General features: G+C 68.3%; 12 protein-coding genes. 7 read left to right on the top strand and 5 right to left on the bottom strand.

All coding sequences use genetic code 11. The features are described 5' to 3' along the window. Nucleotide 1 precedes the first annotated feature (1 nt). A complete protein-coding gene (locus tag LQ566_RS04505; RefSeq protein WP_231090386.1) occupies nucleotides 2–1,441 on the bottom strand; it encodes an XRE family transcriptional regulator in 1,440 nt (479 codons plus the stop codon). Nucleotides 1,442–1,553: 112 nt separating this feature from the next. Here LQ566_RS04505 and LQ566_RS04500 point away from each other — a divergent pair, with 112 nt between their 5' ends. Continuing rightward, nucleotides 1,554–3,455, top strand: a complete 1,902-nt coding sequence (locus LQ566_RS04500) for a phosphoenolpyruvate carboxykinase (GTP) (RefSeq protein WP_231090385.1) — start codon at nucleotides 1,554–1,556, stop codon at nucleotides 3,453–3,455. Between the two features lie 213 nt (nucleotides 3,456–3,668). Further along, nucleotides 3,669–4,535 carry a LysM peptidoglycan-binding domain-containing protein gene (locus LQ566_RS17440; protein ID WP_269142781.1) on the top strand — a complete coding sequence of 289 codons (867 nt, stop codon included), beginning with the start codon at nucleotides 3,669–3,671 and terminating at the stop codon, nucleotides 4,533–4,535. A gap of 28 nt (nucleotides 4,536–4,563) precedes the next feature. On the opposite strand, the gene LQ566_RS04490 is transcribed toward LQ566_RS17440, so the two are convergent. The 4 genes from LQ566_RS04490 to LQ566_RS04470 all read right to left on the bottom strand — a co-directional run bounded on the left by LQ566_RS04490 (nucleotide 4,564) and on the right by LQ566_RS04470 (nucleotide 9,996). Then, a complete protein-coding gene (locus tag LQ566_RS04490) occupies nucleotides 4,564–5,946 on the bottom strand; it encodes an MFS transporter (protein WP_231090383.1) in 1,383 nt (460 codons plus the stop codon). A 194-nt stretch (nucleotides 5,947–6,140) separates the two neighbouring features. Further along, on the bottom strand, nucleotides 6,141–7,829 hold the full coding sequence (gene ribD, locus LQ566_RS17765) for a bifunctional diaminohydroxyphosphoribosylaminopyrimidine deaminase/5-amino-6-(5-phosphoribosylamino)uracil reductase RibD (protein ID WP_372459774.1): 1,689 nt from the start codon (nucleotides 7,827–7,829) through the stop codon (nucleotides 6,141–6,143). Nucleotides 7,830–7,991: 162 nt separating this feature from the next. Continuing rightward, nucleotides 7,992–8,993: an ABC transporter ATP-binding protein gene (locus LQ566_RS04475; protein WP_231091375.1), complete on the bottom strand. Its 1,002-nt coding sequence runs from the start codon at nucleotides 8,991–8,993 to the stop codon at nucleotides 7,992–7,994. Then, the gene (locus LQ566_RS04470) at nucleotides 8,983–9,996 is read right to left on the bottom strand and encodes an ABC transporter ATP-binding protein (RefSeq protein ID WP_231090381.1); all 1,014 of its coding nucleotides are present in this window, start codon (nucleotides 9,994–9,996) and stop codon (nucleotides 8,983–8,985) included. The genes LQ566_RS04475 and LQ566_RS04470 overlap by 11 nt, the downstream gene beginning before the upstream one ends. 152 nt (nucleotides 9,997–10,148) lie before the next feature. Between LQ566_RS04470 and LQ566_RS04465 the strand changes: the two genes are divergently transcribed. From LQ566_RS04465 to LQ566_RS04445, 5 genes are read left to right on the top strand one after another with little or no spacing between them, the layout of a single operon-like run. Further along, nucleotides 10,149–11,357 (top strand): dipeptidase, encoded by a 1,209-nt coding sequence (locus LQ566_RS04465; RefSeq protein ID WP_231090379.1) that lies wholly within the window; start codon nucleotides 10,149–10,151, stop codon nucleotides 11,355–11,357. After that, nucleotides 11,357–12,997 carry an ABC transporter substrate-binding protein gene (locus tag LQ566_RS04460; protein ID WP_231090377.1) on the top strand — a complete coding sequence of 547 codons (1,641 nt, stop codon included), beginning with the start codon at nucleotides 11,357–11,359 and terminating at the stop codon, nucleotides 12,995–12,997. Before LQ566_RS04465 ends, LQ566_RS04460 begins: the two co-directional genes overlap by 1 nt. A 25-nt stretch (nucleotides 12,998–13,022) precedes the next feature. Next, nucleotides 13,023–13,985 carry an ABC transporter permease gene (locus LQ566_RS04455; RefSeq protein WP_231090376.1) on the top strand — a complete coding sequence of 321 codons (963 nt, stop codon included), beginning with the start codon at nucleotides 13,023–13,025 and terminating at the stop codon, nucleotides 13,983–13,985. Further along, nucleotides 13,982–14,935: an ABC transporter permease gene (locus LQ566_RS04450; RefSeq protein WP_231090375.1), complete on the top strand. Its 954-nt coding sequence runs from the start codon at nucleotides 13,982–13,984 to the stop codon at nucleotides 14,933–14,935. Before LQ566_RS04455 ends, LQ566_RS04450 begins: the two co-directional genes overlap by 4 nt. Before the next feature lie 28 nt (nucleotides 14,936–14,963). Beyond that, the gene (locus LQ566_RS04445) at nucleotides 14,964–16,142 is read left to right on the top strand and encodes a M24 family metallopeptidase (RefSeq protein ID WP_231090374.1); all 1,179 of its coding nucleotides are present in this window, start codon (nucleotides 14,964–14,966) and stop codon (nucleotides 16,140–16,142) included. Nucleotides 16,143–16,156 lie beyond the last annotated feature (14 nt).

Below are 16,156 nucleotides of genomic sequence, written 5' to 3'. Positions count from 1 at the left end.
GCTACTCGGCGGCGTGGCGTTCGAGGAAGCCGTAGACCTCGCTGTCGTCGACGCCGGGGAAGGCGCCGCGCGGGAGCGGGGAGAACATGTGGGTGTGCACGCGGGCGCTCGGCCAGGCTTTGCCCTTCCACTTGCCGGTCAGCTCGGCGGGGGCGCGACGGCAGCAGGACTCGTCCGGGCAGGTGGACACGGCGCGCACCTGGGTCTCGCGGCCGCGGAACCAGCGGGCGTCGTCGAATGGAACGCCCACCGTGATGGAGAACTCGCCGTCTGCGGTGGAGCCGGTCTGCGTGGAGCACCAGAACGTCCCCGCGGGCGTGTCGGTGTACTGATAGTGCTCCGTGGTGCGGTTCTGCTGCTCGAACGCGGCTCGGGCGGAGAACTTGCGGCAGGCGGGCTGCCCTTCGACCGACCCGGTGATGTCCTCGGGCAGGGGGAGGTCGTCGTTCTCGAACACGCGGCTGATCGCGCCGGAGCCGTCCACGCGGAGGAAGTGCAGCTTGATGTCGAGGTGGCGAGTGGCGAGGTTCGTCAGGCGCATGCCGGCCGCCTCGTGCGTGACGCCGAACGCATCACGGAAGTCCTCCACGGCGAGGTTGCGGTCCTTCTTCGCCTGGGCGAGGAAGTTCACGGCCGCGGCCTGCGGCATGAGCGCGCACGCCGCGTAGTAGTTGATCTCCAGCCGTTGTTGCAGGAAGTCCGCATAGTCGGTGGGTGGCGTGTGCCCGAGCAGGCGATGGGCCATCGCCTGCAGCGCCATCGAGCGCAGGCCGTGTCCACCGGGGATCGAAGACGGCGGAAGGTAGATCCGTCCGTTCTCGAGATCCGTGACCGAGCGCGCCGAATGGGGAAGGTCGTTGACGTAGATGAGCTCGAAGCCGAGCTGCTCGGCCATGATGCTCACCGTGCGGTGGGAAAGGGCGCCCGTCGTGTGGCCCGCCGCCTTCAGCTGCTTCTCGGCGAGCGCCTCGATGTCGGGAAGGTAGTTGTCGAGCGCGCGCATCTTCAGCCGCAGCTCGGTGTTCGCCCGACGAGCCTCCTCGGGCGTCGCGATCGCCTCGCGCTCGCGACGCTGCAGTTCGTGATGCAGGCCGAGGATGGCCTCGATGGTCTCATCCGTCATGGCCTTGTTCACTCGGACGGCCGGGATCCCCAGCTGACGGAACACGGCGGAGGTCTGCGCCCGCTCCAGCTCGATCTCCAGTGCTGCGCGACGGTTCGGCGGCTCGCCTGAGATGAGATCGGTGACCTCCGTCCCGGTGGCCTGGGCGATCGCCTGCAGCAGGGAGAGCTTCGGCTCCCTCTTGCCGTTCTCGATCAGGCTGAGCTGAGAGCCGGCGACGCCGACGATCGCGCCGAGTTCGTCGAGGGTCAGGCCGCGGTCCTGCCGATGATGACGGATGCGGTGGCCGAGCGTGGCCAGTTCGATACCGGATGCCATGTCTTGATGATACGTAAAGATCATGGTTTCTTTCGACTCCGGATGGCGATAAGTGTCGGAAAACACGACAGAAGATTGATTCAGATCATCGCTCACCATCGAAGGAGATGACATGGCACTCGCCGAATCCCTCGCCGTCCGCACCCACCGCCCGACGCCGCTCAGCGCCGCACGGTCGTTCGGGGCGCGCCCGGACTATGAGGGAGCATCGATGGCGGCGCTGGTGGCCTGGGTCGACGAGATCGCGGCGCTCACCCAGCCGGAGCGGATCCACTGGGTCGACGGGTCGGTCGCCGAGAACGATGCGCTGCTGCGGGAGATGGTCGACGAGGGCCGCCTCATCAAGCTCAACCCGCAGTGGCGCCCCGACTCCTACCTCGCTCGCTCGCACCCGAGCGACGTCGCCCGCACCGAGGGCCGCACGTTCATCGCATCGGAGCGCAAGATCGACGCCGGCCCGACGAACAACTGGGCCGACCCTGCTGAGATGCGCGAGAAGCTCACCGGCCTGTTCGCCGGTTCGATGCGCGGGCGCACGATGTACGTCGTCCCGTTCTCCATGGGCGCCATCGGCGGCCCGCTCAGCCACATCGGCGTGCAGGTTACCGACAGTGCCTACGCCGTCGCCTCGATCAGCATCATGACCCGCGTCGGAGACGCGGTGACACGGCAGATCGCCGCGGGAGCGGACTGGGTCAAGACCGTCCACTCCGTGGGCGCGCCGCTGGAGCCGGGGCAGAGCGATGTCGCGTGGCCGTGCAACGACGACAAGTACATCGTCCACTTCCCGGAGACCCTCGAGGTGTACTCCTTCGGCTCCGGCTACGGCGGAAACGCGATCCTGGCCAAGAAGTGCTTCGCGCTGCGGATCGCCTCGGTCATCGGCCGAGACCAGGGCTGGCTTGCCGAGCACATGCTGCTCATCCGCGTCATCGACCCGCAGGGGCGCCGGTACCACCTGGCAGCGGCGTTCCCGTCCGCCTGCGGAAAGACCAACCTCGCCATGCTGCGCCCGACCATCCCCGGGTGGCGCGTGGAGACGCTGGGCGACGACATCGCCTGGCTGCGTCCGGGCGAAGACGGGCGCCTCTGGGCTATCAATCCCGAGGCGGGCTTCTTCGGCGTGGCGCCCGGCACCGGCGAGTCGACGAACGTCACCGCGGTCGAAACGCTGTGGGGCAACACCATCTTCACCAACGTCGCGCTGCGTCCCGATGGTGACGTCTGGTGGGAGGGCCTCACGGATGAGGCACCCGCGGAGCTGACCGACTGGGAGGGCAACCCCTGGACGCCGGCCGACGATCGCCCCGCGGCCCACCCGAACTCCCGCTTCACGGTATCCGCCGCCCAGTGCCCGCAGATCGCGGACGACTGGGAGGAGGCGGTGCCGCTGGACGCGATCCTCTTCGGCGGGCGCCGCGCGACCAACGTGCCGCTCGTCGTCGAGGCGACGGACTGGACGCACGGCGTGTTCATGGGGGCCAACATCTCCTCCGAGCGCACGGCCGCGGCAGAGGGTACGGTGGGCGAGCTGCGTCGTGACCCGTTCGCGATGCTGCCCTTCTGCGGCTACAACATGGCCGACTACTTCGCACACTGGCTGAAGGTGGGCGCAGAGCTCCGGTTCGACCGCGCTCCGCGCATCTTCCAGGTGAACTGGTTCCGCCGCGGCAGCGACGGGCGCTTCCTGTGGCCGGGATTCGGCGACAACTCCCGCGTGATCGAGTGGATCGTGCGCCGGGTGAACGGCGAGGTGGATGCCGAGAGCAGCCCGATCGGCCGCCTTCCGCGCACGGCGGACCTGAACCTGGACGGGCTCGATGTGTCCGATGCGGATCTCGCCGAGCTGTTCGCGATCGACCCCGCGCTGTGGGCGGCCGAAGCGGACCTGACCGAAGAGTTCTTCGCCACCTTCGACGGCCGGATCCCGGCCGCGCTCGGCGCCGAACTCGCCGCGCTGCGTTACCGCCTGGCGGAGATGCAGCGCACCCCTGACCCTCGGAACGACGCATGAGCGTCGTGATCGCCGGAGACGTCCGGCGAGCCTCCGAGACCCGCGGAGGGACATCCCCCTTGCTCCGGTGAGGATGTCCCGATGCGTGCAACCGGTGCGATCCGCGTTGGCCCTGAGAGAGCCGCGGTGAGCGCACGGATCCGGCCCCGTGTCTGTCGTGAGACACGGGGCCGCGGCATTCCCACGGGTGCGTGGGTGGGTTAGGTTCGGAGCGTGACGCGACGACGCCTGACACTGCTGCTGACGGGAGCCCTGCTCCTCACCGCCACCGCGTGCGCCCCCGAAGGGCCGGACGGGCTGCCGGTGGCAGAGACCAGCACCGCCGCCCCGTCGCCCACGCGCACGGCGTCGCCGACTCCCACCGCTACCCCCACACCCACACCCACGGTGGATCCGAACCGCTACGCGAAGTCCAACCAGTTGCCGCCGGAGGGCGTCGCAGCCACCGGGGACTTCACCGGCTCTGCGACGGGAACCGTGGTGGTGACCGTCAACGGCTCGGCCGACGCCACCCTCACGGTGCAGGAACTCAGCACCTCGGCCGGCACCTACGACGTGCGGCTGTCGCAGTGGTCACGCGATGATGATGCGTGCGTCGACGAGGGAAGTCTGCCGATCGATCCTGCGGGCGACGGGACCCGGCAGCGGTACCTCGGCAACGCCGGCACGGAGGATTGGACCTACTTCCGCGAGGTGGACATCACCGTGCCCGCGGATCCGGCCAAGCCCGTGTACGACCAGCACGGCCTCGCGTGCGAGAACGTCATCATCGCCCGCGCGGTGCTCAGCTGGTGGATGAGTCCCATGCGGCCCTGGCTGGCAGAAGACGTCGTGGACCTCGGTCCGCATCCGGGAGCCACCGGGAAGGTGATTTCCTCCGACGACGGGCGCCCGGTGACGTACGTGGTCGCCTGGGACGACAAGATCGCCGACATCGCGGATCGGTTCGGCATCACGCGCAGCGAACTGGAGTACCTGAACCCGACGCGTGCCGCGGTCGGCAACGACCTGGGGGAAGGGCAGTACCTGAACCTCGATGTCGGCAACCGCGGACGGGTGCTGGATCCCAGTCTGCTGTGACCGCCACCCGTCCGCGAGCCGGACACTCTCAGGTGATGTTCTCCTCGTAGGCGGTGTCCTTCGTCTCGTGTGAGAGAAGCAGCGCGATGAGGGTGAGTACGGCCATCACCGAGAGATAGACGCCCACCAGCCACGGATTGCCGCCGCCGGTCTGCCAGAGCGCCACCGCGATGAACGGGGCCACCGCCGCGCCGAGGATCGACGACACGTTGTAGGAGACGGCGGAGCCGGTGTACCTCACGTTCGTGGGGAACAGCTCGGGCAGCAGCGCGCCCATCGGGCCGAAGGTCGCGCCCATCAGCGTGAAGCCGAAGATGAGGAAGCCCTGCATGAGAGCTCCGGTGAACTTCGGGTCGCCCTGGGGGAGCAGGAACACCGTGAACAGGGCGCCGAACACGATGATCGCAGCCGTCACCCAGAGCAGGAGCCTGCGCCGGCCGATCGCATCCGCGACCGGACCCGACAGCAGCGTGAAGATCCCGAAGAACACGACACCGACGATCTGCATGATCACGAAATCGACGTAGGTGAAGCCGAGGCCCGGTGTGGGCGCATCGACCGCTGCGGTGCCGTAGGAGAGGGTCCACACCGTCATCAGATAGAACAGCACGTAGGTGGCCAGCATGAAGAAGGTGCCGAGAATGAGCTGCTTCCAATAGCGGCGGAACACCTGCCCGAGCGGGAACTTCTTGATGGCACCCGCCTTCTCCGCCGTCGAGAAGGTCCTCGATTCGACGAGCTTGAGGCGGACCCACAGACCGATGACCACCATCACCGCGCTGAACCAGAACGGCACACGCCAGCCCCACGCCAGGAACTCGGGTGAGCGCTGACCGGTGCCGTCGGCGTGCGGCAGCAGGAAGTTGATGATCAGGAACAGCGAGTTGGCGATGATGAACCCCAGTGGCGCCCCCAGCTGCGGGAACGTGCCGTACCAGGCGCGCTTGCCCTCTGGAGCGTTCTCCGTGGCCACGAGAGCGGCGCCGGACCATTCGCCACCGAGGGCGAAGCCCTGGGCGAGCCGCAGCACCAGCAGCAGCAGGGCTGCGACCCAGCCGATGCTCTCGAAGGTGGGGAGGCAGCCGATGAGGAAGGTCGCGATTCCCATCGTCAGCAGGGAGGCGACGAGGGTGGCCTTGCGTCCGAACTTGTCACCGAAGTGACCGAAGACGACCGCGCCGATGGGACGGGCGACCATGGCGGCGCCGAACACCGCGAAGCTGGACAGCAGGCTGGCGGTGGAGTCGGTGCCGGGGAAGAAGAGCGTGGGGAAGACCAGCACGGCCGCCGTCGCGTACGCGTAGAAGTCGTAGAACTCGATCGTGGTGCCGATGAGGCTCGCGGTGATGACGCGTGTGCGTGAGTTGACGGGAGCGGCGGGCGCCGGGGTGGAAGTGGTGGACTGTGACATATCTCTCGCAATGGGGAGCGGTGTGAGCACCGCTCGTCGCCGAGTCGCAGGGTTGACGCTCCCCGGCGGCTCGACGATGCGTCACCTCTGACGACGAGTACGGTTGCCCGTCGCAGATGTCAGCGTACGCCCGTCGTCAGCGTTTCATCAGGAATCGCTTCACGAAACGTCACCGCTTCGTGTCGCCGACCGGCTCAGCCCTGCGGGTGCAGCAGCGCGTCGTCGATGATGTGCCCCATGCGCGCCCGCTTGGTCTCGAGGTAGCCCTCGTTGTTCGGGCCGACTCCCACCACGAGGGGAACCTGCTCCGCCACCGTGACGCCGAGACTCTCCAGCTGGTGGACCTTGTCGGTGTTGTTCGTGAGCAGACGCACCTCGTGGACGCCCAGGTCGTCGAGGATCGCCGCGGCGGCCCGGTAGTCGCGAGCGTCGGCCGGCAGACCCAGCGCCAGGTTGGCGTCGAGGGTGTCCAGCCCCTGCTCCTGCAGCGCGTATGCGCGCAGCTTGTTGAGCAGGCCGATACCGCGCCCCTCCTGACCGCGCATGTAGATGACGACGCCGCCGTGCTCGTTGATCAGGTCCAGGGCGGCGTCCAGCTGAGGGCCGCACTCGCACTTCTCCGAGCCGAACGCTTCGCCGGTCAGGCACTCCGAGTGCACGCGGACGAGTGCGCGCTCGCCGAGCTCTCCCGCCACGATGGCAAGGTGATCGGTGCCGGCCTCGCCGTCGTGATAGGCGAGGAATCGGAAGGTGCCGTGCACGGTGGGGACGGTGGCCTCGGCGCTGCGGACCGTGGTGGAGGCTGCCGTGCGGGAGTTGTCGATCATGCGGGGCTCTTCCGTGATGGTGCGCGCGCCGGGCGCGGGTGAGACGAGGGGCGTCACGCGAGCGTGAAGAAGCTGGTCGGATCCGAGTGCGATGAGGGTCGGCTCGGTGAGGCGGATCGCCTCCGGCATCGACGGTACGCCGATCTCGCCGAGAGCGAGGCGTGAGCCGCCGAGAAGAAGGGGAGCGGTGTACACCAGGACGTCATCCACCAGCCCCGCGGCGAAGAAGGCCGACGCCAGTGCGGGACCGCCCTCCACGAACACGGACTGCACGCCGCGCTCAGCGAGATCCGTGAGCACGGCGGCGAGGTCGTGGGTGCGCGCATGAATGAGCTCGCGCGGGTGCGCGCGCAGACGAGCATCCTCGGGGATCGCGCGTTCGCCGATCACGACCGGAATCGGCTGGTGGGCGTACAGCTCATCGCCGTGACGGGCTGTGAGGGAGGGGTCGTCGGCGAGCACCGTTCCGGTTCCCACCACGATGGCGTCGTGCTCGGCGCGGCGACGGTGCACGTCGGCGCGCGCCTCCGGGCCGGTGATCCACTGGCTCGTGCCGTCATCGGCGGCGGCGCGCCCGTCCAGGCTCTGCGCCCACTTGACCGTCACACGCGGGCGCCCAAGGCGGACGAGCTCCAGCCAGGATTCGATGAGCTGTGCGGCCTCGACGCTGAGCAGCCCGGATACGACGTCAACGCCGGCGGAGGCCAGCCGGCCGGCGCCACCGCCCGACACGGCGCCGGGGTCTGCCAGCGCATAGACCACCCGAGCGACGCCCGCGTCGATCAGCGCCTGTGCGCAGGGCCCGGTGCGTCCGGTGTGATTGCACGGCTCCAGCGTGACGACAGCGGTGGTGCCGCGCGCTGCGCCCGCTGGAAGGTGTGACAGGGCGTCCACCTCGGCGTGCGGTGTCCCGGCCCCGCGGTGCCAGCCCTCGGCCAGCACCTCACCGTCGGGCGCGAGGATGACGGCGCCCACCTGCGGGTTGACGCCGCGGGGGCCACGCGCTGCGAGCACCAGGGCCCGCGCCATCGCGCGGCGTTCGGCATCGCTGAACATGGGGTCCTGACTGTCGGGGATATGACGCGGGTGCGCCTCATCGGCTGCGCACGAGTGTATTCAACGCCACCGACACCCGTTCATTCCCGTTCAGCGAAATCCGCTGTCACGCCGATCGCCGCCGGCACCGCCCCTGCACAGTGGGGAGGTGCCGGCGACGGATCAGCCCGCCGCGAGGGACAGCACCTGATCGGCGTGGAAGCAGGCGGTCTGCCGCCCGCCCTCACCGATCGGCTCCAGCGGCGGAACCCCTGTTGCGCACGCCGATGTGGCGAAGGAGCAGCGGGGGTGGAACCGGCAACCCGACGGCGGGTTCACGGGCGACGGGGGTTCGCCGGTCAGTCTGGTGCGCTCGGACAGCTTGCCGCGCTCAGCGCGGGTGTGCGGCGGGATGGCCGACAGCAGGGCGCGGGTGTACGGATGCGCGGGGCGGCTGAACACGTCGTCGGTGTCGCCGAGCTCGACGACCTTGCCGAGGTACATCACGGCTACCCGATCGGCCACGTGCCGCACCACGGACAGATCGTGCGCGATGAAGACCACGGAGACGCCGAGGCGACGGCGCACGTCGTCGAGGAGATTGATGACCTGCGCCTGCACCGAAACGTCCAGGGCGGACACCGGCTCGTCGCAGATGAGCACGTCGGGATCCAGTGCGAGTGCCCGGGCGATGCCGATGCGCTGGCGCTGTCCTCCGGAGAACTGGTGCGGGAACCGGGACGCCATTTCGGGCGCGAGCCCGACAAGCCGGAGCAACTCCGCGACGCGCTCGCGGCGGCTGGCGGCCGTCCCAGTGCGGGTGGCGGCCAGCGGCTCCGCAATGATCTCGTTGACCGTCATGCGCGGATTCAGCGACATGTACGGGTCCTGGAAGATCATCTGGATTCCGCGCCGCATCAGCGCGCGCTGGCGCATGCTCCCGGTGGACACGTCGGTGCCGTCGTAGACCAGCGAGCCGGCGTCCGGCGTCTCCAGGCCCACGAGCATGCGCGCCAGCGTGGATTTGCCGCAGCCGGACTCTCCCACGACACCCAGCACCTCGCCCCGTCGCAGGGCGAGGTCCACACCGGCCACGGCGGAGACGCGCGTGGGGCGAAGCCCCCGGCCGGTGGTGAACGTGCGCGTGAGGCCCTCGGCCTGCAGGATCACATCCTCAGTGGACATCGACACGGAGAACCTCCTCAGTGCGGAAGCAGGCGGCGGAGCGGCCGGAGCCGATCGCCTGCAGTTCGGGTCGGGATTCGCGGCAGCGGTCGATGGCCAGCGGGCAGCGGGGATGGAAGGCACAGCCCGACGGGGTCTGCGCGGGCGTGGGAGGGCTACCCGGAATCGCGTACATCCGCTCGGTGCGGGTGGCGGCCGGCATGGAGCGAAGCAGCGCCGCGGTGTACGGATGTGCGGGATGCTCCAGCACGGTATCCCCGTCGCCGGCCTCCACGATCCGTCCGGCGTACATGACGGCCAGCCGATCGGCCACCTCCATCACCACTCCCAGGTCGTGGGTGATGAGCAGGATGCCCATTCCGAGCCGATCCCGGAGCGATGCGAACAGGTCGAGGATCTGCGCCTGCACGGTCACGTCCAGTGCTGTGGTCGGCTCGTCCGCGATCAGCAGCACCGGATCCAGCGCGATGGCCATGGCGATCAGGATGCGCTGGCGCATGCCGCCGGAGAACTGGTGCGGGTAGTCGGCCACGCGGCGGGCGGGGGAGGGGATTCCCACGAGCCCCAGCAGCTCGACGGCACGAGCGTGCGCCTCCTTGCGGCTGATGGCGCGGTGAGCGCGGAGCAGATCGATGATCTGATCGCCGATGCTCAGCACCGGGTTGAGTGCTGACAGGGCATCCTGCAGCACGAGGCTCACACGGTCGCCGCGCATGCGCCGGCGCTCCTCATCCGAGCAGGTCAGCAGATCCACGCCTCCGGCGACGAGGCGCTCCGCCGTCACCGTGCCCTCGTCGATGAGTCCCATCACCGCCCGGGCGGTGACGGACTTGCCGGAGCCGGACTCCCCGAGCAGCGCGACGAACTCGCCGCGGCGGACGGTGAGGTCGATGCCGTGCACGATCTCGACCGCGCGGGTGCCGGAGCCCACTCTCACCCGCAGGCCGGCCACCTCCAGCACCGGGCCGGCAGCCGCGGAGTCGTTGTCCACAGAAGTCGTCATGGAGACCACTATGCCGCGGATTTGTTTCGTGTGCATTAATTCTTCACCGAAATTTCTCAAACAAGTTGACAAGCGTGCCGAATTGTCGAGATAGTCATCATCACCCCGCGTCTGACCGCGGCCAACCAACCGATCCTGAGCAAGGGAGCAGCATGCTCGAACCTGCCGCGCGGTACACCGGCTATACCGCATACGACTATCTGGAGCCCGGCGTCGACTTCCGGGAGTTCCGCTACGCGAAGCAGATCGGCCGGGTGCCCGAGTACCAGGGCCTCCAGCTGACCGAGGAGCAGAAGCAGCGCACCACGCGCCTGCTGACAGATGAGATCGTCATTTCGCTGCACGATCACGTGCAGGTGTTCCCCGAGGACATGGGCGAGCTGCGCGACCACATCCGCCAGGGCCGCGAACCCACCGGCTACGAGGGCCTCAGCCGCTCCGGCCTCACGGCGGTGTTCGACAACGGCATGGACGGCACCTGCTGCATCTCCTCCGACGCGGGCTGGAAGTACCAGGATGTGCTGTTCGACCTCGGCGTTCGTATGGCCGACCTCGCGCACCAGGACTTCGTGATCAAGGCCGAGTCGCTGAAGGACATCCGCTACGCGGCGGAGACCGGACGCGTCGCGCACGTGTTCGCTCTCGAGGCGGCGACGATGATCGAGAACGAGGTGGATCGGCTCGACGTGCTCTACGGCTTCGGCGTCCGTCAGATGGGCATCGCCTACTCGGAGGCGAACATGCTCGGCTCCGGGCTCAAGGAGCGCGGCGACGGCGGCCTCACGTACTTCGGTGAGCGGGCGGTCGAGCGCATGAACAAGCTCGGCATCGCGATCGACATCTCCCACTCGGGCGATCGCACCTGCGTCGATGTCATCAAGCACTCGAAGGTGCCGGTGTTCATCACCCACGCGGGAGCGCGAGGACTGTGGCCGACGAACCGCATGAAGACGGACGAGACCATCATCGAGTGCGCGAAGCGCGGTGGCGTCATCGGCATCGAGGCCGCACCCCACACCACCATCTCGCCGCAGCACCCGAAGCACTCCCTGGATTCCGTGATGGATCACTTCGAGTACTGCGTGAACCTGGTCGGCATCGACCACGTCACCTTCGGACCCGACACCCTCTTCGGCGACCACGTGGGCCTGCACGACGCGTTCTCCTCGAACCTGTCGATCGGGCAGGCGCACGGTCACGTGGACTACGAGAAGCAGCCCTACATCGACGGCATCGAGAACCCCGCCGAGGAGTTCTACAACATCATCGGCTGGCTCGTGAAGAACGGCTACTCCGACGACGAGATCCGCAAGGTCGTCGGCGGCAACACGATGCGCGTGCTTGAGGAGGTGTGGGTCTGATGCGCGGACGGCTCCTGGCGCTCGGCGCGGCTCTCGCTCTCACGGTGAGCCTTGCCGCGTGCGCGCCGCAGGCACCCACCTCGCCCACAACCGACGCCGGTACCACCGGCGGCGCGTCGGCGGGAACGGGTCCCAGCGACAAGACGCTCTCGGTGGGCACCACCACCGACGTCGTCAACTTCAACCCGGTGCTCGGCAACAGCCGCACCGACTCGTGGGTGACGAACCTGATGTACCCGCACCTGCTCTCCATCAGCGACACCGGCTCCAAGGAGCCGAACGTCGCCACCGACTGGGGCTACGTGGACGACACCACCGGCTTCTACGAGATCCGTGACGATCTCGTGTGGAGCGACGGCACCCCGCTCACGGCGAAGGACGTCGCCTGGACGCTGAACGCGGTGAAGAAGGACGAGGCGCCCGGAACGTTCTTCGGTCAGCTCGGCAACCTCGACACCGCCACCGCGGTGTCGGACACCCGCGTCGAGCTCACGCTCTCGCAGCCGGACTCGTCCATCATCGAGGAGATCGGATTCTGGGGCGTGGTCGTCCCGCAGCACGTGTTCGAGCCGAAGGGCTCGATCGCTACCTTCGCGAACGACGGCAAGGACGGCGGATGGGTGGGCCTCGGCCCGTTCATCATGTCCGACTTCCAGGTGGGCCAGCACTACACCCTCAAGCGCGTGGACTCCTACCCGCTCGTCGACGGTGGCGTGCCGGGCCCGGCAGAAGTGGTCTACCGCGTGTACCCGGACGTCAACACCGAGATCCTGGCGCTGCAGAGCGGCGAGATCGACGTCATCGCGAACGCGCTGCCGCCCACCCAGGTCGAGAAGCTGCGCTCCACGGCAGGGCTGCAGGTGATCGAGGCGGCCGGTCTCGGCTACGCGCACATGGTCTACAACATGGACAACGCCGATCTCGCCAAGACCGAGGTGCGCCAGGCGCTCGCCCACGCGGCGGACTACGAGGCCATCCGCACGGTCGTGCTGCAGGGACAGGCGGTCTCCACCGGCTCCAGTGCGCTGATGCCCGTGCTCAAGGACTACTACGACGACTCCATCACGGAGTACGAGTACGACCCCGAGCAGGCGCGGTCACTGATGGAGAAGGCCGGCTACACGGCAGGCGCCGACGGCATGTTCCCGCTGGAGTTCCGTCTCATCTACTCGCTGCAGGATGCGGTCACCAGCCAGTGGGCGCAGATGGTGAAGGACAGCGCGGCCACAGCGGGCATCAAGATCACGCTGCAGGGTTCCGAGCGCAACACCTACCTGGCGCAGACGAACGAGGGCGACTACGACATCTATGCGGGCAACTTCGCCATCATGGACGACCCGGTCACCAACTTCGCGCTCTCCTACCTGCCGGGCGGGGCGATCAACTACACCCACGTGGATGATCCGGAACTCAACGCGCTGATCGAGAAGGGCATGGTCACCTTCGACAAGGACGACAAGATCGCCGTCATGCGTGACGCGAACAAGATCGTCCACGAACAGGTGTACGACAACATCATGTACACGCAGAACCTGTTCTTCGCCGCCAGCGACAAGTGGACCGGCTTCGTCTCGAAGCCGAGTGAGCTTCTGTCCATCGTCAACCCGCTCTCGCTCGCGAGCGCGACGCCGGTCGAGTGACCGGCCGCTGAAAGGGGTCGCCCGGGTGTCTCGTCTTTCGTTCCTGCTGGGCCGCGTGGGTCGCGGGCTGCTCACGATCTGGTTCGCCGTGACCGTGACCTTCCTGCTGCTTCGCATCCTGCCAGGAGATCCAGCGCTCGCGCTCGCGAGCCCGAACATGACCGAAGACATCCGGGCGACCATCCTTCAGCAGTACGGGCTGGACCAGCCCCTGATCGTCCAGTACGGGCTGTACATGTGGCAGCTCGTGCAGGGAAACCTCGGCATCTCGTTCACGCAGTCGGTGCCCGTGGTGGACGTGATCATGCAGCGGCTGCCCTGGACGCTGCTTCTCACCCTCACCGCCCTCGCACTGACCATCATCATCGGCATCCCGCTCGGCGTGGCCGCGGCCTCGCACAAGGGCCGCGCCACCGACCGGGTGGTGCAGATCCTCGGGGTCACCGGACAATCCCTGTTCGTGCCGAGCGTGGGCATCCTGCTGCTGTTCGTCTTCGGCCTGTTCCTCGGCTGGTTCCCCATCGGCGGCGCCTTCGACAACGGGGTGTACGGCATGGACTGGTATCTCAGCGTCGCCCGCCATCTCGTGCTGCCGGCCGTCTCATTGATGCTCGTGCAGATCGGCTCCTACGTGCTGACCATGCGATCCACGCTGATCGACGCGCTGGGGGAGGACTACGTGACGCTCGCGCGGGCCAACGGGCTGCCGTACCGCCAGATCCTCTGGAAGCACGCGCTGCGAAACGCGCTGCTGCCCACCACCACACTGATCGGCCTGCAGCTGGGCTTCCTGGTGGGAGGGGCGGTGCTCACGGAGACAGTGTTCGCCTATCCGGGCGTGGGCCGCGGCATCTACGACGCGGTGACCCAGCTGGACTTCCCTGTGCTCCAGGGCGCATTCCTCATGCTGGCGCTCACGGTCGTGGTCGCCAACATGGCCACCGACATCATCTACGGCTACCTCGACCCCCGGGTGAAGACCTCATGAGCGAGAACCTCCACAACTCCGTCGCAGCGCAGGCCCCGAAGCCGGCCGTCGAGACCGCCGTCGCCGGCGCCATCATCGACGCCGGGGCGCACGAGCCGGTCGCCACCGAGAACGTCCGTGCGTCCGTGCACACCTGGCGTCAGTTCCGCCGTGATCCGCTCGGGATGATCTCCCTCGCGGTGCTGCTCGCGCTCGCGGTGATCTCGGTGGCTGCGGGTCTGCTGGCTGCATATCCGGCCAGTTACGGGCCCGATGTGCTGCAGCCGCCGTCGGGTGAGCACTGGTTCGGCACCGACTCGCTCGGCCGCGACGTGTACGCGCAGGTCATCTGGGGCACGCAGCAGAGCGTGCTGGTCGCCGTCGCGGCGTCTGTCATCGCCATCGCCTTCGGCACCTTCGTGGCCGTGATCGGCGCCTACTTCCGACGCGCGGACGGGTTCATCAGCGTGATCGTGGATATGACGCTGTCCCTGCCCGTGCTGCCGCTCATGATCCTGGTCGCCGCCCTCGTCGGGCCGAGCACCACGACGATCATCCTGGTGGTGGCGGCCTTCTCGTGGCCGGAGGTGACCCGCCTGGTGCGCTCGCAGGCCCTCACGGTGGTGGGGCTGCCCTACGTGGACGCCGCACGTCTGATGACCACCTCGCCGTGGTGGATCATCACCCGTCACGTGCTTCCCGCCGTGACGCCGGTCATCGTCGTCTCGGTCGTGGTGACCGCCTCCCGCGCGGTGCTCTCCGCCGCCGGCCTCGCCTTCCTCGGTCTCGGGGACCCGACGACGTGGTCCTGGGGTCGCATCCTCTACGAGGCACAGCAGGCGGGGGCGATGTCGAGCGCGTGGTGGCTGACGCTGTTCCCCTCCCTCGCGATCCTCGCCCTGGTGCTCTCGGCGACGCTGCTGTCGATCGCCTACAACGACGCCCGCAACCCCCGCAACCGTGCGCGCTGACGCGCCCGATGCCCACAGGAGCAACGACATGGTGTTCTCCCAGCGACTCTCGCCGGACTTCTTCCCCCGCGTGCACGAGCGCGTCCGCGCCGCGATGGCCGACGACGGAGTGGATGCGATCCTCACCGACGACCCGGAGGACATCGCCTATCTGACGGGCTTCTTCCACCACCCCTCGGAGCGCCCGGTGGCCGTGTGGCTGGATCTCACCGACGAGGTGGTGATGCTGGTACCGGCGCTGGAATGGGAGTACGCGCAGGCGCAGAACGCCACCGCGGAGCTGGTGTCCTTCCCGGAGTATCCGGGGATCGTCCCGCCGTTCGAGTTCCTCGCCCGTCGCGTGGGAGCCTCCGGCAGGCGCATCGGCTTCACGGCCACGATGTCCACCTCTCGTCTGCTGGCCGCGCAGGCCGCGTTCGCAGGCTCCGTGCTGACGCCATCGGACATCGTGCTGCACAGCCGCTACATCAAATTCCCGGAGGAGATCGCACTGCACCGCGAGGCCGCCCGCATCACGGACCTGATGCTGGTCGCGGGCGTGGAGCTGGTGCGCGAGGCCGTAGCCGCTGGCGGACAGCTGCCGAGCGAAGCGGAACTCGAGCGGCACGTCACCTCGGTGGGCGTCTCCACGATGTACGCGGAGCATGAGAACGTGGTCGTCGCCTCGCTGCTCGCGGGCGGACTCGTCTACTCCGGGCCGAACTCGGCCTTCCCGCACGGCCTGCCGTCGGCGCAGCGCCTGCAGCCGGGAGACACCTTCATGCTGTCGCTCGGCTGCGCGGTGGGCGGACGATTCGTGGAGGGCGAACGCACCTTCGTGCTGGGTGAGCCGAGCGCGGACCAGATCCGCTATCACGACACCGTCCGAGAGGCGCAGGAGGTGGGAACCCACGCCATCGCGCCCGGCGTGGAGTGCCGCGAGGCGAATCGTCGCTGCCTCGATGTCATCCGCGCTGCGGGCCTGGGCGAGCACCTGCGCCATCGGCAGGGCCACGGCATCGGGCTCGGCATGCACGAGGCACCCTGGCTGGAGGACGGCGATGCCACGGTGCTCGCCGCCGGCATGGTCGTCTCCAACGAGCCCGGCATCTACATCCCCGGCCACGCCGGCTACCGCATCAGCGACAGCATGCTCGTCACCGACAGCGGTGCCGAGCGGCTCACCGCCTTCCCGCGGGATCTCGCATCCTGCACCATCGCTCTCTGAATCTGACCGAAAAG

Source organism: Microbacterium nymphoidis, from assembly GCF_021044885.1.
GTDB classification, from domain to species: Bacteria; Actinomycetota; Actinomycetes; order Actinomycetales; family Microbacteriaceae; genus Microbacterium; species Microbacterium nymphoidis.
This window is presented reverse-complemented; position numbering and strand designations above follow the sequence as displayed.

What these genes read in the sequence shown, in the direction of transcription:
- LQ566_RS04505 (WP_231090386.1), bottom strand. Translation starts at nt 1,441, where the DNA reads ATGGCATCCGGTATCGAACTGGCCACGCTCGGCCACCGCATCCGTCAT.
- LQ566_RS04500 (WP_231090385.1), top strand. Translation starts at nt 1,554, where the DNA reads ATGGCACTCGCCGAATCCCTCGCCGTCCGCACCCACCGCCCGACGCCG.
- LQ566_RS04490 (WP_231090383.1), bottom strand. Translation starts at nt 5,946, where the DNA reads ATGTCACAGTCCACCACTTCCACCCCGGCGCCCGCCGCTCCCGTCAAC.
- ribD (WP_372459774.1), bottom strand. Translation starts at nt 7,829, where the DNA reads ATGTTCAGCGATGCCGAACGCCGCGCGATGGCGCGGGCCCTGGTGCTC.
- LQ566_RS04475 (WP_231091375.1), bottom strand. Translation starts at nt 8,993, where the DNA reads ATGTCCACTGAGGATGTGATCCTGCAGGCCGAGGGCCTCACGCGCACG.
- LQ566_RS04470 (WP_231090381.1), bottom strand. Translation starts at nt 9,996, where the DNA reads ATGACGACTTCTGTGGACAACGACTCCGCGGCTGCCGGCCCGGTGCTG.
- LQ566_RS04465 (WP_231090379.1), top strand. Translation starts at nt 10,149, where the DNA reads ATGCTCGAACCTGCCGCGCGGTACACCGGCTATACCGCATACGACTAT.
- LQ566_RS04460 (WP_231090377.1), top strand. Translation starts at nt 11,357, where the DNA reads ATGCGCGGACGGCTCCTGGCGCTCGGCGCGGCTCTCGCTCTCACGGTG.
- LQ566_RS04450 (WP_231090375.1), top strand. Translation starts at nt 13,982, where the DNA reads ATGAGCGAGAACCTCCACAACTCCGTCGCAGCGCAGGCCCCGAAGCCG.
- LQ566_RS04445 (WP_231090374.1), top strand. Translation starts at nt 14,964, where the DNA reads ATGGTGTTCTCCCAGCGACTCTCGCCGGACTTCTTCCCCCGCGTGCAC.